This is a genomic window from Mycolicibacterium smegmatis, assembly GCF_001457595.1.
In the GTDB taxonomy this organism is placed as follows: domain Bacteria; phylum Actinomycetota; class Actinomycetes; order Mycobacteriales; family Mycobacteriaceae; genus Mycobacterium; species Mycobacterium smegmatis.
This window is the reverse complement of record NZ_LN831039.1, coordinates 6,602,028-6,617,319: the sequence shown is the minus strand read 5'-3', so window position 1 is coordinate 6,617,319 and position 15,292 is coordinate 6,602,028. Positions and strand designations below refer to the sequence as shown.

The window sequence follows — 15,292 nt, the reverse complement described above, 5'->3', positions numbered from 1 at the left end:
TCAGGCGCTCGTGCGCAACCGGGCCGCGGCCGACTCCGGCATCGGCTCGTAACGCGCGAACGACCGGCGGAACTGGCCGGCACCGTGCGACATCGAACGCAGATCGATCGCGTACCGCACCAACTCCACCTCGGGGATCTCGGCCTTGATCACGGTGCGGTCGGCGTCGTGCTTGTCGGTGCCCAGTACGCGGCCGCGCCGTCCGGACAGATCGCCCATGATCGTCCCGACGAGATCGTCGGGCACCACGATGGTCACGTCATCGACCGGTTCGAGCAGGTTGATCTTCGTCGCCGCCGCGGCCTCGCGTAGCGCCAGCGCGCCCGCCATCTGGAACGCGAAGTCCGACGAGTCGACGCTGTGCGCCTTGCCGTCGAACAGCGTGACACGGATGTCGACGACCGGATAGCCCGACTCTCCCGTGACACCCTTCTCCATCTGCGCGCGCACGCCCTTCTCGACGCTCGGGATGAACTGCCGGGGCACCGCGCCCCCGACGACCTTGTCGACGAACTCGAAACCCGACCCCTCCGGAAGCGGTTCGACCTCGATGTCACACACCGCGTACTGACCGTGCCCGCCGGACTGCTTGACGTGCCTGCCGTGTCCGGTTGCCCTGCCCGCGAACGTCTCCCGCAACGGGACGCGCAGTTCGACGGTGTCCACCGACACCCCGTAGCGCCGCGACAGCGCGTCGAGCACCACCGCGGCGTGCGCCTCACCCATGCACCACAGCACAATCTGGTGCGTCTCCGGGTTCTGTTCGATGCGCAGCGTGGCATCCTCGGCCGCCAGCCGTTGCAGGCCGACCGACAGCTTGTCCTCGTCGGTCTTGGCGCGCGGCGCGACCGCGATCGGCAGCAGCGGATCAGGCATGGTCCACGGCCGCAACACCAGCGGGTCGGCTTTGTCGCTGAGCGTGTCACCGGTTTCGGCCCGGCTCAACCGGCCGATCGCACAGATGTCGCCTGCCACCACCGTGGGCGCCGGGCGTTGCTGTTTGCCCAGCGGGAAGCTCAGCGTGCCGATGCGCTCGTCCTCGTCGTGATCGGCGTGGCTGTGCGTGCTGCCGTCGGCGGCAGCGGCGGCCCCGGGCGAGGCCGACGTGTCGGTGAAGGCAGAAAAATGGCCCGACACGTGCACGGTGGCGTCGGGCCTGATGGTGCCGGAGAACACCCGGACCAGGCTGACCCTGCCGACGTAGGGATCCGACGTCGTCTTCACCACCTCGGCCAGCAGCGGTCCGTCCGGATCGCACGACAGCGGCTTGCGGGGTGCGCCCTGTGGCGTGAACACCTCCGGCAGCTGATGTTCCGGCGGAGCCGGGAAACCACGGCTGATGATGTCGAGGAGTTCGAGCGTGCCGACCCCCGACTGGCTGCACACCGGGATCACCGGGAAGAACGAGGCACGCGCCACGGCCTTCTCCAGGTCGGCGATCAGCACGGCCTCGTCGATCTCTTCGCCGCCGAGGTAGCGCTCCATGAGCGTCTCGTCCTCGGACTCCTCGATCACGCCCTCGATGAGGGAGCCGCGAAGTTCGGCGATGGCCGCATCGTGGGAGCCGTCCGGCGGCCGCGCGGTGTGCGTGCCGTCGCTGTAGTCGTAGTACGTGCGGGTGAGCAGGCCCACCACACCTTTGCAACTCTCGCCGTCGCCGACCGGGAAGTACAGCGGGGCGACCTTGTCGCCGAACGCGTCCTGGGCCGCGGTGAGGGCCGCGTCGTAGTTGGCGCGCGGGTGGTCGAGTTTGGTGATCACCACGGCCCGCGGCATCTGGACCTCGTCGCACTCCTGCCACAGGGTCTTGGTGGGCTCGTCGATGGTCTCGTTGGCCGCGATGACGAACAGCGCGCAGTCGGCGGCGCGCAGACCCGCGCGCAACTCGCCGACAAAATCTGCGTAGCCGGGTGTGTCGATCAGGTTCACCTTGATCCCGTTGTGCGACAACGACGCCAGCGCCAGGCTCACCGAGCGCTGCTGGGCTATCTCGGCCTCGTCGAAATCGCACACCGTCGAACCGTCTGCCACCGAACCGGGCCGCGTGAGCACGCCCCCGGCCACCAGCAGGGCCTCGACCAATGTGGTCTTGCCGCCACCCGACGGCCCGACAAGTGCCACGTTCCGGATCGCGGCCGGACGCTCCGCCGTGGGCACGGACCCGTTGCCGGCCGGAGAATGTGTTCTGTCCGCCATAGCTGTCCTCCTGGTCCCCCGGGGCGCCACGCTGCGGCCCTCGGGCCTGTTTCCACCATTCCCCGATGTGACCTACAGCACAAGTATTCGACGGGAAACCGGATGGGACGGATGGCGCGCAACAGCCGACGACGCGAGAGCGGCTTCGGTACAGACCAATCGGCCTGCGAAAGACCTCACAATGTGCTCTCCATGGCAGGCTGGGGCCCATGACGTACTTGCCGGGTGGTGAGACGGTGCCGCTGGATGCGGTCGGCACCGTTGCGGTGGTCGATTTGGAGGCAGCATGCGGACTTTACGAGCGGGACTGGCTTCCTTTTCCGCTTGGGCGCAGCCGACCCGTGGGCTCGGTATGGCTTGTCACCAGAGAGGTTGCACCGATCGAGGACCGTCTCGCGGGAGGAGACCTCAGAGAGGTTCGGGAGTGGGTCGAAGCTTTTGCACGGGCTGATGTTTGCGTGGGATGTCGTGTGAGCTTCACCGACGAGGGCACGCTGGATCTGCGCGTCAACGGCGTGGCGGCGAACGACTCGGCATTCGTCGCAGTTCAGCAAACCGACTCCGATGGTGTTGACATCGTGGACATTTACTCACTGCCGCCGGGCGATATAGGCGCCGCGATCGCCCATTCGGTTGGCCTGGAGCATGCCGGTTTCCGCCCACGCATTGCGGTCAGCGGTGGTGGAGAGCAATTACCACCCCCACCCGAATCAGTCGACGAATACGACGCTTTCGGCTTCCCAGTTGCGAATACCGGTCCGCGAGGCCCTGCCTACGACAAGGTCGACGAAAGCGACATCGTCGCCACCGGCACCGTGCAATCGATGGGTGGCGGGACTCGGCATTGGGTTCAGGTGAAGGACGACGGCGCCTACCTGTACACGTGTGACGGGTCGGGATATGCCGAGCCCATTGATGCTTTTGCACTACGCGCGTGCATCGACGGACTCATCGGGGAGGACCTTGCTCGTGAAGGTGGACCCTACGGTGGGTCCTGACAACCTGCACATATCAGTCGGGTGAGACCAGGGAGGACAACTGATTGTTGACGCGGAGGATGAGTGTCTCGTTGACTCGCCACAGATCCTTCGCTTCCGATTCGGTTGACCCAGGTAGCGTCCATAAGGTTTCGCACGTGGTTAGATCGATGGCCTGGGCAAGCACGGGTGTGCGGCCACCTCCCGTGAGGACGATGTCACCGCTGGACCCTATATAGGAGTACCAGAGAGCCTCGTTGTTGCATGTCACACCTGAGTCACCTGAGCGCAGATCGAATTGTTGCCACGCACTGTGCTCCTCGTCGGTGGAGACGAGAAGCGTCGTTCCGGCGAGCCGGGTGTAGGGCAACAAGGTCGACTTCGGCAACGACAGAAGTGGGGTGCCTGTTACCGACAGAATCTGGTCTTGGTTGGCAAGCTGAGCCATTGGTAAGGCTTCAGAGCCGGTAAGGAGCTTCGCTTCACCGTCCAGGCGGCCGGTCTGCCGACCTTTATCATCGAAAAAGGCGATCCCTGCGCCAGTTGAGTGGTCACGCGCAAGCTCGTACGCGAACCCACCCGGATAGACCGCAGCACGCCGGACTTGCTCGCCCGCGGGTATCGCCGGTGTGAGGACGGTGCCGTCGGCTACAGAGAACACCACGTCGGGTTCACGCAGGCGGGACTGGACGGCGAGATCCGGCGGTGCAACATCACTGTCGTCGTCGGGATAAGTGAGCGAGCCGGTTCCGATTACATGCCATGTCAGCTCGGCGCGTTCGCCGATCCCGTGAACTCCTTGTCCGTCGACAAGGGCGACCAGGTGATCACCGAGCCGCTGAAGGATCGGATGACCGTCGGTCTGAGACTGTCTTAGCCTCGATCCGTGGATCGACCCTGTTGAGGTTGTTTGGGGCTGATTTTTGTCGTGCGCCCAGGTCGTGGGCAGCCTGTAGCCGCTGGTCTGCCCAGCTTTTCCTGTGATGTTCGGGTCGGGGCCTGTGGGTCCGGTGGTCAGTGGGTCGCAGCAGTTGGCGGGCTGTAGCCGATTGTGTTGCGCCACAATGTGAGCCACTGCTGGGCCCACGGCCAATGCGAGGGTAGATGCAGGATGGGTCGGCGTTGGGGCCGAGCCAGTCGAGCCGGGATGTTGACGATCTTGCGGCGCAGTGTGGCTCCGCGCGCGAGGGCATGGGCACCGCCGGCGAGCACCCCGGCGGCGCGCAGCAGGTTGTGGGCGATCGCCGCGCACAGGACCCAGGCCGAGTTCGCGCCGAACCGCCCGGAGGGCATATGCGCCAACGGTCCGTCGATCAGGTCGGCGAACACGGTTTCGATGATGGCGTGGCGGCGGTGGGTGATGTCAGCGGCGTCGACGGGTTCGTCGGAATCGGTGAAGAAGGGGTGATACCGCCACACCGGAAACAGCGCATCGAGGTATCGGGCGTCTTTGACCCGGCGCACGATCAACCGAGCGGTGACCGGGGTGTTGGTGGAACTGAAAGCGGTGTAGGTGGTTTCGGCGACTTCGGCATCGGAGATCCAGGCGCCGGTGTCGGGGTCGCGCACTGCGCCGGGGTAGTTGACCGGGGTCCAGGCGTTATCGCTGATGGCCTCGATGGCCGCAGCGACGGCGCGGGTCTTGGTCAGCACCAGCGAGAAGTGGGCACCGGCGCGTCGGCAGGCATTCACCACGGTGCTGTTGCCGTAGGCCGAGTCTCCGCGCACCAGGATCTGCCCGTTGACACCGGCGGCGCGGGCGGTGGTGACTGCTTGGGCGATCATCCGGGCTGCGCCCTTGCCGGAGTTGGTCTTGCCCGCCCGCAGCCGGGCTCCGGTGATCATCGGGGCACCCGTGGTGGTGCTGATGGTGGTGATCAGCGGCGAGAGGCCTTTGCGCAGGATCTGCTTGCCGGCGATCTTGGTGTGTCCGTAGGAGGCTCCTTGTTTGGCGTGGCCGTAGACCGGGCGCAGCAGTGAATCGATGTCGACGAACGCTTGGGTATCGGCGCCGGGTAGCAACGCGACGCGCTCGCAGAGCCCGCCCAGATGCTCACGCAGCACTGCTTCCAGTTGTCGGGCGTGTCCGAAGGTGAACTCCCGCAACAGTGTTCCGATGGTCGAGGGCGCGTACACGCCGCCAAAGAGGGCTTTCATTCCACCGGAGCGCACGATGTCGAGGTCGTCGATGCTGTCGGCGCCGGCGCACATTCCGGCGATTACTGTCGTCAGCTTCGGTGACGGATTGGCCGAGCCGGACTTGATCCGCGGTTCAACGATTTCGACCTTGTCCGCGATCAGGTCCGATAGCCCGGTCTGGCTGGCCAGGGTCATCACCGGCACCAGGCCGGCGCACGACACCAGATGCTCATCATCGAACACTGCAGACGCAGCCATGAAGTTGTGCGACACTTTCACCGGAAGTGCCTTTCGAAGTTGTGCCGATAAGTGCGTAAGGAACACTCATCATCGCAGCTCAGAAGGCACTTTCCTTATATCGACACCCGCCTATCCAGGCTTTCCATCGGTGGATCGAGGCTTAGTTCGGTTGGGCCGTCGTAAATCAACTCGCCCGTCGCGGTGTCGATCACCCACGCGCGCGCCGGTGGTTTTGCAAGGGGATCTTCGCGGAGACACAACACCATGCTCGCGCCATTGAGATGGCAAACCGTGGCGAGCAATGCCTCTGCACTGCCGTGGTTGCCTAACCAGACTGGCTCGAACAATTTGTGGCCGCTGCCGACGTCGATGCCGATGACCCAGGCTTCCTGCACCGTCATCGCCAGGAACAGCGCGCGGTCTCCGTCATTCCCGATCGGCGAGAATCGAATGCGGTCCTTCGTCTGCAGTCCCAGATCGGCCGCCTCGACCGTCCAACCCGGCACCGGTTGGCGCCGCATCGGCTCTGTGAGCAAGCTCTGTTGGGGTAAACCCAACTTGTCGGCGGTCGGTAGGTCGTCGCTCACCGGACGACCTTCGACAACGCAACCTGTCGTCGTCAACAGAGCGCTGAACACCGTGAGGGGGACCCGTTTGGTGGTCCAGTCGCTATGCGACTTTCGGTTGATGGGTCGTGGCCCACTGTAGGGCAAACTCGGCTGGGGTGCGGTCACCGTGGGCTGAGTGGGGCCGGTTGGCGTTGTAATCGCAGCGCCAGTCCTCGATGATCACCCGGGCTTCCAGTAGCGAATCGAAGCGCCACAGGTTGAGCAGTTCGTCTCGCAGTCTGCCGTTAAACGATTCGATCCAGGCGTTCTGCCATGGCGAACCCGGATCGATGAAAAGTGAACCGGCGCTGTTGAATCGACACCAATCGCGCACCGCGTGCGCGACGAACTCAGGCCCGTTGTCGAAACGCACATAGTGCGGCGCCCCATGGACGAGCGCGAGCCGATCCAGCACAGCCACGACCCCGTCGGCATCGATGCTGCGATCCACCTCGATGGCGAGGGCTTCGCGGGTGAACTCGTCGATCACGTTGAGCATCTTCAGCGTGCGACCATCAGCGGTGGTATCAAACTGAAAGTCCATCGCCCAGATCGCATTCGGACGGATCGGCGACATCGCCCCCACGGCGACCCCGATCCCCGTCAGCCGCTTCTTGCGGCGCCGCTGAGGCACCCGCAGGCCCTCCTCGCGCCACAGTCGGCGGATGCGCTTGTTGTTGGCATTCCAGCCGGCGCGACGGGCCATCTTCGCCGCCCGGCGCCACCCCCAGCGCGGCCGATCAGTGGAGAACCGGCGCAGCCACGCCCGCAACTCGGTCTCCTCGGTGGTGACCGGAGCCGGCGTCAGACGCATCGTCGAGCGGTGCAGCCCGACGACCGAGCACGCGCGGCGCTCAGAGACCCCGAACCGTTCACGCAGAGCGATGACGGCGCTGCGCTTGCGGTTCGGGGTCAGAAGTTTCCCGACGAGATCTCCTTGAGCATGTCGATGTCGAGGGCCTGGTTGGCGACCAGCTTCTTGAGCCGGGCGTTCTCCGCCTCGAGCTCCTTGAGGCGTTTGGCCTCGTTGGCTTTCATGCCGCCGTACTGGGCCACCCAGCGATGCCAGGTCGACTCGGTGATCTCCAGGTGCCGGCACACCTCGGCGAGTTCCTGGCCGGTCCCCAGGAGCTTGTTGCCCTCGGCGAGCTTGCGGATGATCTGATCCGGGGTATGCCGCCGGCGTTTGTTCGATGTCATGTCGTTGGTGATTCTTCCTGCCCGAACACTCGGGCAACAGAGTCCCCACAACGACTGGACCACTACAGGGGGCTCACCTCAGTGTCGTCGAAGACCGCGATGTTGCCGGAATCGGTGCCGGTCATCGCGCCGAAGCTGGGCCGAGGTGAGGGCAGCAGAGCATCGGCGTAGTCCAAGCCGGTGGGCGTGCGGTCGTTGAGGCCGATCGACAGATAGGCCTCGCGGGTCTCCAGCTCGGTTTCGTCATGCAGGGCAGGGATCTCGACGAGGGTGACCCAGACGCGGTACGTCCCCGGCGCGACGATCAGCAAGCAACCGTCATCAGGACCGGGGTGGGGAAAGAACGGGTCGCGGATCCGCAGCCGGCCCGAGGGAACAGCCACCGAGCCCAGCTCGAGTTCGCTTGCGCCCTTGTAGTAGAAGGTCTTTCCTACAATGAATGTGCCGAGGAGGAATTGTCAATACCTGTGGATCGGGGTGTTTCAGGCGACCTCCGTTCCGGCGTGCTGACCGCCGTCTGAGGGCGATGTTGGCGGGGTGATGTCGGTGGGTCGTTCGAGCAGTCTGCCTTTATGGAAGACCGCGCCGGCGCGGACCAGGGCGACCAGGTGTGGGGCGTTGACGGCACGCCAGCGGGCCGCGGCGGCGTCGATGAGCTTGTAGGCCATCGCTAGTCCGGCCGCTCGTGATCCGGGCCCCTTGGTGACCTTGGTCCTCAAACGCACTGTGGCAAAGGTGGATTCGATCGGATTCGTCGTTCGCAGATGAATCCAATGTTCGGCCGGATACTTGTAGAATTCCAGCAGCACATCGAGGTCGTCGGTGATCTTAGCGACCGCCTTGGGATACTTCGCGCCGAAGTCGGCCTCGAAGGCCTTGACCGCGATCTGGGCCTTGTCGATATCCTCGGCGTTGTAGATCTCCTTGATCGCCGCCAGCGCCGACGGGTGCGCTGATTTCGGCAGTGCAGCAAGAACATTGGCCTGCTTATGAAACCAGCACCGCTGCTCTTTGGTGGCCGGGAAAACCTCGCGGACTGCTTTCCAGAACCCGAGCGCGCCATCGCCGATCGCGAGTACGGGGGCGGTCATGCCGCGGCGCTTGCAGTCGCGCAACAGATCGGCCCACGACTCGGCCGACTCGCGGTAGCCGTCGGTGATCGCCACGAGCTCCTTGCGGCCATCAGCACGCACGCCCAGCATCACCAGCAGACAGAGCTTTTCCTGGTCCAGCCGCACCTTGAGGTGAATGCCGTCGACCCACAGATACACGTAATCAGTGGCCGAGAGGTCGCGGGCCCCAAACGCGCGGGCCTCGTCTTGCCACTGCGCCGTGAGCCGGGTGATCGTGCTGGCCGACAGCCCAGCGCCGGAGCCGAGGAACTGCTCGAGGGCAGGGGTGAAATCGTTGCTCGACAGGCCGTGCAGGTACAGCAGCGGCAGTACCTCGCTCATCTGCGGCGACTTGCGCGCCCAGGCCGGCAGGATCGCCGAGGAGAACCGCTTGCGTTCACCGGTGTCGGGGTCGACACGGCGGTCGTTGACCCGCGGCGCTTTCACCTGCACCGCGCCGGCGGCGGTCAGCACCTCCCGGGGCTGGTGATAGCCGTTTCGCACCACCAACCGGTGACCGTTCTCGTCGAGTTGATCGGCGAACTGCGCCACGTAGGCGGCGACCTCGGCCTGCAACGCCGCGGCCAGCATCTGCCGGGCCCCGTCGCGGACGATCTCATCCAACAACGACCGACCAGCACCGCTGGCCTTGTCGTTGGCGTCCTCGGTGTCGTGAACTACGGTGAGCATGGGCGTACCTTCCCAACCAGCGCGCCAACGCCGGTCTTGATCGAATACCTGATTCCGTGAAGATCATCCCCGGGAAGGTGCGCCCATCTTCACGCCCCCACACCGAGGCTCATCCACAGGTATTGATCATTGCTCTGCCGAGGTCCATTTCAGTCCTGCTTGTTTTTGGCTGCGGCGGCTTCAAGCAGCGGCACACAGCTACGGCCGATGCTGCGCGCGGAAGATAGCGCGGAGTGGCCGTAGTTGTTGGCGATGGTGGGGTCGGCTCCGTGGTCGAGCATCTTGACGATCACCGGATCCCCGGGCTCGACAATCTCAAGGACCGCCTGCGATAGCGGGGTATTGCCGTAGATGCGTTCTTGAACGTTCGGATCAGCCCCGGCGTCCAACAACGCGTGCACGATCTCCGACTGTTCCTGCTCGGTCGCATAGTGCAGCGGCGTCTTACCGTCGAGGTCTTGGGCGTTGACGTCGTGTTCGCCGCTGGCGATCAACGCCAGGTACTCGTCGCGGCGGTATTTCATCCCGAACATGTGCAACGGTGTGCGAGCCATAGCGATCAGCTTCCCATCTCAATCAGTCTTGGCGATGACCTGGTGCACGATGACTTGGTCACTTGCCGGGTTTCTTGTGGTGATTCTTGCTCTTCTTGTCTTTCTTCTTCTCTTTTTTCTTGTCGTTCTTTTTGTTTTCCTTGCTCTTACCATTTGCGTTGTCACGCGGCTTGGAATCGCTATTATTGGCCGATTCGTTGTTGTCGGCGGTGCGTGCTGATTCACGCGCGGTGTCGCGTTGAGTGTCGGCGCTGGATTGGCTAGGGCCCGCTTCCTGTCGGAGCCGCCGCTGCGCGGTGGGATCCTTGGCCAACCGCTTATTGCCCTGATCAACCTGCGGTTTCAGCCAACCCTTGTACTCGTTGTTATGAAACCGGTCCCTACCTGCATGTAGCTACTCATCAAACGATGCGCCAGCCAATGTGGTTGCCATTGTGAGTGCGTTTGCTCACAGTCGCATTTAGAAACGAGTGCGGACCAGCTGCGATCCGTCTGTGCTCGAATCGCACTATCGAACACCTGCCACAAGAGCGTGACGGCGCGAATGAGGCGTCTAGCTGAGACAGGATCTGATCGTCCTCGGTTCTTTAGAAACGAGACAGTTTCGCGATATCGAAGATCTGTGGCGATCTAGCTGTCGTCGATGATGACGTTGATTACGCCTATTGCGCGGTAAATCGCTTCTGCGCTTCTTCAAGCGCCGGAAGCAACCGTTCGGTTCCCTGCATTCGTTTCGCGTTGCTAAGCGGGGAGTGTCCGTAGTTGTTCTCGATCGTTGGGTTAGCGCCGTATTCGAGCAGCAATGTGACCCATGCCAAGCTGTCGTCTCGGCTGCCGACCACCCGCAGTAACGGTGTGTTACCCCATTGGTCTCGGGGGTCGACATCAGCTCCGGCTTCCAGGAGGATCTTGGCGGATTCGTAGCTCCAGTGAATGCAGGCGTGGTGTAGAGGAGTCAGTCCGGCCTCGTCGGCTTCGTTGATGTCGAGCCCATCAACGATTTCTCGACGCAAATCATCAACAAGGTCAAGGCCCGCCGACGTATGCAGAGCACTCTTGGCCACCGGATTCCACCCTTTCCAATACCTTCGCAGCGCGAGTATGCCCGTTGCCTCGCCCATGTAGCATCTCACCTACTCGTGACGACGGACGGGTCGCGCGACCACCCGGGCCGACTTCACCTTGTCGCAGTCGTTGTCACTTCCCGGACGGCTTCTTGTGATGCTTCTTGCTCTTCTTGTCCTTCTTCTTATCGGACTTCTTATCCGACGATTTACCACTGGATTTCGATCCTGAGTCACTGCCGCTTCGGCTTCTGGATTGGTTGGCATCGCGGGCGCTATCACGTGCTGTATCGCGCACCCTATTCGTGGTCTGCTCCGCGCGAACATGCTGAACTTGCCGTTTCTGGTCTGGGCCCGTCGGACGGGCCAGGCTAGCTCGACGCTGCGCCGTGGGATCCTTGGCCAGCCGGGGGTTGGTATGGATCTCTTTGCGCGACCAGTCCACGAACTTGTCATACAGTTTGTCTTCATCGCCTGGCCGGTACGGGATTTCGTGCTTGTGGCCACTGTTTTCGAGCGGCTTCTCGAGTTGGTAGTGGTCGGGAACGTTTTCCCATTCGACCCGCTCACGACGCGATAACCCGTACTTCTCGGTCATCTTCCGCGACGTCTCATCCTTGAACTCTGGTTTGTGCCCGAAGTGCGGCGTCCCTTCAATCCGCTCAAACGTGTGCGGATCGAGCGGAGTGCCGTCGCTGTCGTGGAACGGATGAGTGTCGCGGACTTGCTGCTTAGTGCCTTTTCGTAGCGGCACGCGCGAGGTGATGTCGGTGCTCAATCGCCTGTCGTTGGGCGCAGGTGCCATCGCCCAGCTCTGCTCCCCGCCCGGGATTGCGTTCGGCGACGAATCTGCAGCCTTGACCGGGGGCGCGTTGGGGGCTTTCGGTGAGACACCAGGTGTGACTGGGGGTTTCGGGGTGCCTGCGGCTGCTACCTCGTCGGCGAGTTGTGCTGGTGGGGTGGGGGTGGTTTTGGCGACGTCGATGACGTCGTCGGCGTGCTTGCCCAGTTGTTCGGCGGCGAGTTCGGCGCCTTCTTTGACGGCCTTCTTGGCGGCGCCTTGCGGGGTGACCATGGACGCGGCGCCGAGCACCGTGGAGGCGATGCCCAGGGTCTGGTTGTCGGGCATGGCGGCGGCAGCGATGTCGACGGCGGCGCTGGAGATGTTGACGGTGGCCGAGGCGATCATCGCAGCACCCGCGGGGCCACCGACGCCGGTGACCGCCAACGCGACACCACCCACGAGCAGAGCCGATTCCAGTGGGTTTTCCTTGACGAACCCACCCACGGCCTTGGCACCGGACACGGTGGCCGAGGCGACGGTGGTGACCGCCGAGGTCGCAGTGTCGGCGAGCGAGCTGACGGTGTTGGTGAACGAATCGAACAAGCCCACCGGCACCCCGCCGGGCCCGGTCAGGTGCAGGGGTGGGTCGGCGTAGACCGGCCAGGTGGTGTGCGGTTGGGGGTCGATGACTTCGGCGAGCACATACAACTGCGGGGCGAGTTGTTTGACGACATAGGAGCTGGGCACCAATGCGCCGGTGGCGTCGCGGGTTTCGGCCGGGGAGAACATGCCGATGGTCTCGGCGGTGGGAGTGGCTTTGTTGATGGTCAGATAGCCGTTGGTGTGGGCCAGCATGACGGTGTCGGCCGGGGTGCGCACGAACGTGGTGACCATCCGCGGCCCGCCCGGGTCGCTGATCCGGGCCACGGTGCGGGTACCGCTCCCCGTGTTTTCGGCCAACAGGTCGAACCCGGCACCGGCGTTCGGGTAGACGACTTGCCCGCCTGCGGTGTGCTGGGCGTTGCCGAGCCCGCCCGGTAGTACCACTTGCACCGGCCCGGCGGGAGTCGGGGAGGTCAACCCGGCCACCGGGTCGTCAGGTAATCCGGCGCGGCGCGCCGGGGCGGTCAGTGTCGGGTCCGAGCCCACCGCCGAATCGGTGAACGCGGCGATCGCGGCGTCGGCGAACCCCTGCGCCGCCTCGTCGGCCCCGCTCGGCGGCAAGGGCGCCAGCAGGTGCAGCCCGCCGACGGTGAGCGCCACCGCGCACAACGCGGCCAGCCAACGCGCCGGCCAGCCCAACCACACACTGTGCCGACCATCGTGCAGGAAGTTTCCTGCACCCGGCATCCAGCTACCGTCCCCCCGCATGCGATACCCCGTTCAGCAATCTCACTAGAAACCAGTCAGCTATCTCGCTGTCTGCTGGACGGGACTGTAAGCAGCGCTATCGACAAACGTCAATCACCTGGTAAAAGACTGGTGTGGCGACGGGGCGTGCGCCGGATAGATTTCCGCTCAGGCAAATTACTTCAACCGGTTCTGACCTGCATTCAGCTACCAACTCAGCGATGCGTCAGTGGGCATGCCGGGCGTTCTTTGTGTGTTTGCTCACAGGCGGCATGGTGGTGAGAATGAGGAAGCCGTTCGATGCGGTCCGGCTCTGTTGATCGAGTGCTGCCAGTACGACCACATAGCGTGCGTGTCGTACGACCGCGCACAAACCCGGGTAAGAGGCTCTAGCTGAAGACAGGATCTGACCGTCCCGGATTCTTTAGAAAACGAGACGGTTTCGCGATATGGAAGATCTGTGGCGATTTAGCTGTCGTCGATGAGGACGTTGATGATGTCGGTTCCGTTGCCGGGCTGGGTTTCTCGTGTGAGCACGCGGATAGGGATGGAGCCCGTGCGCCTCAGCGAAACGTGGTGACGGTCATCCTCGGCTGACAGTCCACTGCCGAAAGTGCATTCGGGTTGAGAAAAGTCCAAAGGTGCGTCGAAGATGAGTCGTCCTAGCCCGGCGGTGTCGGTGCCGCGGTAGACATAGACATCGACCGTGCGATCGCCGTGTTCGTCTTGGTCGTCGGCGAAGGTGAACACGTGGATGCTGGATCCGTCGGCTATGAACTCCACGGGGTAGTCATCGAGTTCAGGAACGCTTCTCGCGCCGAGTGCGGCGAAACGCACCTGGTGGTAGTCGGGGATGACGGTGGCTTGAGCGAGTAGTTCGTTGCCCGCCATTCTGGTTGCTCCTCTCGGCTGATTCTAGCTGCCGGTTGCGGTGATCAGCTCACCGCAAGGCGGTCCGGTCGACCTCGGTAGGACGGAAACAGCGCCTGAACCTAACCTTGCAGTGTCTTAAGCTGGGCAAATGGACCCCCAGCACGGTCAACAGCCAGTCATCGCACAGCAGTGGGCTCCGTCGGGGCAGCTACAGCCTTCGAACCAGCGACGGTTCTCGTGGATGTCTCTGATCACTTTGATGATGGCGCTTGCCGCGTTGGTTGTCGGCATTGTCGCCTTGGCGACACGACCCGCACCATCCGATGTGGCAGCGACTCAGCCGAATCAGCCAGCCACCGCCACACCCTCGGACACCACCGAGGCGGATCGCGCGCTGTGCACCGCCATCGCTCCGCTGATGGCCGAAGACGATCGGACATCAAACACCTGGCGAAACACCGGTGATCCTGGCACACCGGCTAGGGATGCTGCACTACCGAAATTCCGCTCGGATACAGAAGATTGGGCGAACCGCATACAGCCAATACTCGATCAGCACCCCGATGTTGATCCCTTCTTTCAGCGCACTCTGCAACGTTTCATCGACGACCGGATTCTGTATGTCCGGAATGCACGTCCCGGCCCGCCGGAGGAATACGACAAGGCAATCTGGGCCGATAGTTTGTCGGCATACGGCGGCCCACTCTCGATCTGCGACGCACTAGGCATCAAGTGGTAAGCGTCAGTGCGCCGGCAGGGATGCCGCAGCGGCAGTTCTCAGCAGCGATTCTTGGTGGCGTTTGGCCTCTTACGGATCCACAGAACTTCCAGTCGGCTGCTGACGCTCAGCACGCTAAGGGTGTCGATCTTCTTTCGAATGCTGACAGTTGCCGCGAGGCGGGCAATCAGGTTGCATCTGAGCAGTCGGGCCACATGATCGACGGCTTCGTCCACAAGGTGAACCACTATGCCAGCATCTACACGTCGCAGGCGGATCGTTACTTTACGTTCGCGCGAGTGTGCGAGGAGTGCGCACGCCTGGTCTATGGGCTGCGCGAGGACCTGGACCAGATCGACGCCGAAGCCCATGAGGCGATCAAAAAGGTGATGGAGGCCATCCAGCAGGGCTTCCCCGCGGCTATCGGCGGCGCGCAGATCATGGAAATCGTTGCGGCAGCCCGGGCCGCCGCGACTGCGAAGTCCGCCGAGGTGACTTCTGCAATTTCGGCGAAGGCTGCTGAGGCCGGACTTGGAAGTGGCGGCCAGGGGCAGGGAAGCGGCGCCGACCCGGTCGACCCCGAACTGCGCGACCTCGCAAACCAAGGTGTCGGAATGGGCGGCCGCGGACCCGGTGGCCCTCGCAGCAACGGCATGCCAACCAGCAGATTCCCTGGTACCGAACCCCCCGCGTCTCCGCTCGACATGCAAACAGAAACTGAGGAAGACGGGGTTAAACCTCATCGTGGGGGCGGACTTTCCGCCGATTCCGACGAAGCTAGCGGGGC

General features: G+C 63.6%; 15 protein-coding genes. 2 read left to right on the top strand and 13 right to left on the bottom strand.

From position 1 onward, the window contains the following. Positions 1–2,196, bottom strand: coding sequence for an elongation factor G-like protein EF-G2 (locus AT701_RS32075; protein WP_058127310.1), 2,196 nt, complete (start codon positions 2,194–2,196; stop codon positions 1–3). A 209-nt stretch (positions 2,197–2,405) separates the two neighbouring features. Between AT701_RS32075 and AT701_RS32065 the strand changes: the two genes are divergently transcribed. Continuing rightward, the gene (locus AT701_RS32065; RefSeq protein ID WP_058127309.1) at positions 2,406–3,194 is read left to right on the top strand and encodes a helix-turn-helix domain-containing protein; all 789 of its coding nucleotides are present in this window, start codon (positions 2,406–2,408) and stop codon (positions 3,192–3,194) included. Between the two features lie 13 nt (positions 3,195–3,207). Here AT701_RS32065 and AT701_RS34965 read toward each other — a convergent pair whose 3' ends face one another. The 11 genes from AT701_RS34965 to AT701_RS31995 all read right to left on the bottom strand — a co-directional run bounded on the left by AT701_RS34965 (position 3,208) and on the right by AT701_RS31995 (position 13,805). Beyond that, the gene (locus AT701_RS34965) at positions 3,208–4,236 is read right to left on the bottom strand and encodes a 9-bladed beta-propeller domain-containing protein (protein WP_157892606.1); all 1,029 of its coding nucleotides are present in this window, start codon (positions 4,234–4,236) and stop codon (positions 3,208–3,210) included. Then, the gene (locus AT701_RS32050; RefSeq protein ID WP_058126046.1) at positions 4,188–5,591 is read right to left on the bottom strand and encodes an IS1380-like element ISMsm10 family transposase; all 1,404 of its coding nucleotides are present in this window, start codon (positions 5,589–5,591) and stop codon (positions 4,188–4,190) included. The genes AT701_RS34965 and AT701_RS32050 overlap by 49 nt, the downstream gene beginning before the upstream one ends. A 74-nt stretch (positions 5,592–5,665) precedes the next feature. Beyond that, positions 5,666–6,139, bottom strand: a complete 474-nt coding sequence (locus tag AT701_RS32045; RefSeq protein WP_058127306.1) for a 9-bladed beta-propeller domain-containing protein — start codon at positions 6,137–6,139, stop codon at positions 5,666–5,668. 82 nt (positions 6,140–6,221) lie between these two features. Then, a protein-coding gene (locus tag AT701_RS32040) for an IS3 family transposase (protein ID WP_127821072.1) occupies positions 6,222–7,360 on the bottom strand; the annotation gives its coding sequence in 2 pieces (ribosomal slippage) (positions 6,222–7,090 and positions 7,090–7,360; 1,140 coding nt in all). A gap of 62 nt (positions 7,361–7,422) precedes the next feature. Next, on the bottom strand, positions 7,423–7,743 hold the full coding sequence (locus AT701_RS32030) for a hypothetical protein (protein WP_157892604.1): 321 nt from the start codon (positions 7,741–7,743) through the stop codon (positions 7,423–7,425). 99 nt (positions 7,744–7,842) lie between these two features. Further along, positions 7,843–9,162 (bottom strand): IS256 family transposase, encoded by a 1,320-nt coding sequence (locus AT701_RS32025; RefSeq protein ID WP_011727856.1) that lies wholly within the window; start codon positions 9,160–9,162, stop codon positions 7,843–7,845. 149 nt (positions 9,163–9,311) lie between these two features. Further along, entirely contained in the window at positions 9,312–9,716 is a 405-nt protein-coding gene (locus AT701_RS32020) for an ankyrin repeat domain-containing protein (protein ID WP_058127303.1), read from the bottom strand. 58 nt (positions 9,717–9,774) lie between these two features. Further along, positions 9,775–10,029 (bottom strand): hypothetical protein, encoded by a 255-nt coding sequence (locus AT701_RS32015; protein WP_058127302.1) that lies wholly within the window; start codon positions 10,027–10,029, stop codon positions 9,775–9,777. A 349-nt stretch (positions 10,030–10,378) separates the two neighbouring features. Further along, complete coding sequence (locus AT701_RS32010) at positions 10,379–10,837, bottom strand: ankyrin repeat domain-containing protein (RefSeq protein WP_081319639.1); 459 nt, start codon at positions 10,835–10,837, stop codon at positions 10,379–10,381. A gap of 76 nt (positions 10,838–10,913) precedes the next feature. Continuing rightward, positions 10,914–12,827, bottom strand: coding sequence for a GH-E family nuclease (locus AT701_RS35900; RefSeq protein ID WP_223495914.1), 1,914 nt, complete (start codon positions 12,825–12,827; stop codon positions 10,914–10,916). A gap of 555 nt (positions 12,828–13,382) precedes the next feature. Continuing rightward, on the bottom strand, positions 13,383–13,805 hold the full coding sequence (locus tag AT701_RS31995; protein WP_058127299.1) for a hypothetical protein: 423 nt from the start codon (positions 13,803–13,805) through the stop codon (positions 13,383–13,385). Positions 13,806–14,028: 223 nt separating this feature from the next. Here AT701_RS31995 and AT701_RS35895 point away from each other — a divergent pair, with 223 nt between their 5' ends. Then, the gene (locus AT701_RS35895; protein WP_223495911.1) at positions 14,029–14,526 is read left to right on the top strand and encodes a hypothetical protein; all 498 of its coding nucleotides are present in this window, start codon (positions 14,029–14,031) and stop codon (positions 14,524–14,526) included. 38 nt (positions 14,527–14,564) lie between these two features. On the opposite strand, the gene AT701_RS35890 is transcribed toward AT701_RS35895, so the two are convergent. Continuing rightward, on the bottom strand, positions 14,565–15,110 hold the full coding sequence (locus AT701_RS35890; RefSeq protein WP_223495908.1) for a hypothetical protein: 546 nt from the start codon (positions 15,108–15,110) through the stop codon (positions 14,565–14,567). Positions 15,111–15,292 lie beyond the last annotated feature (182 nt).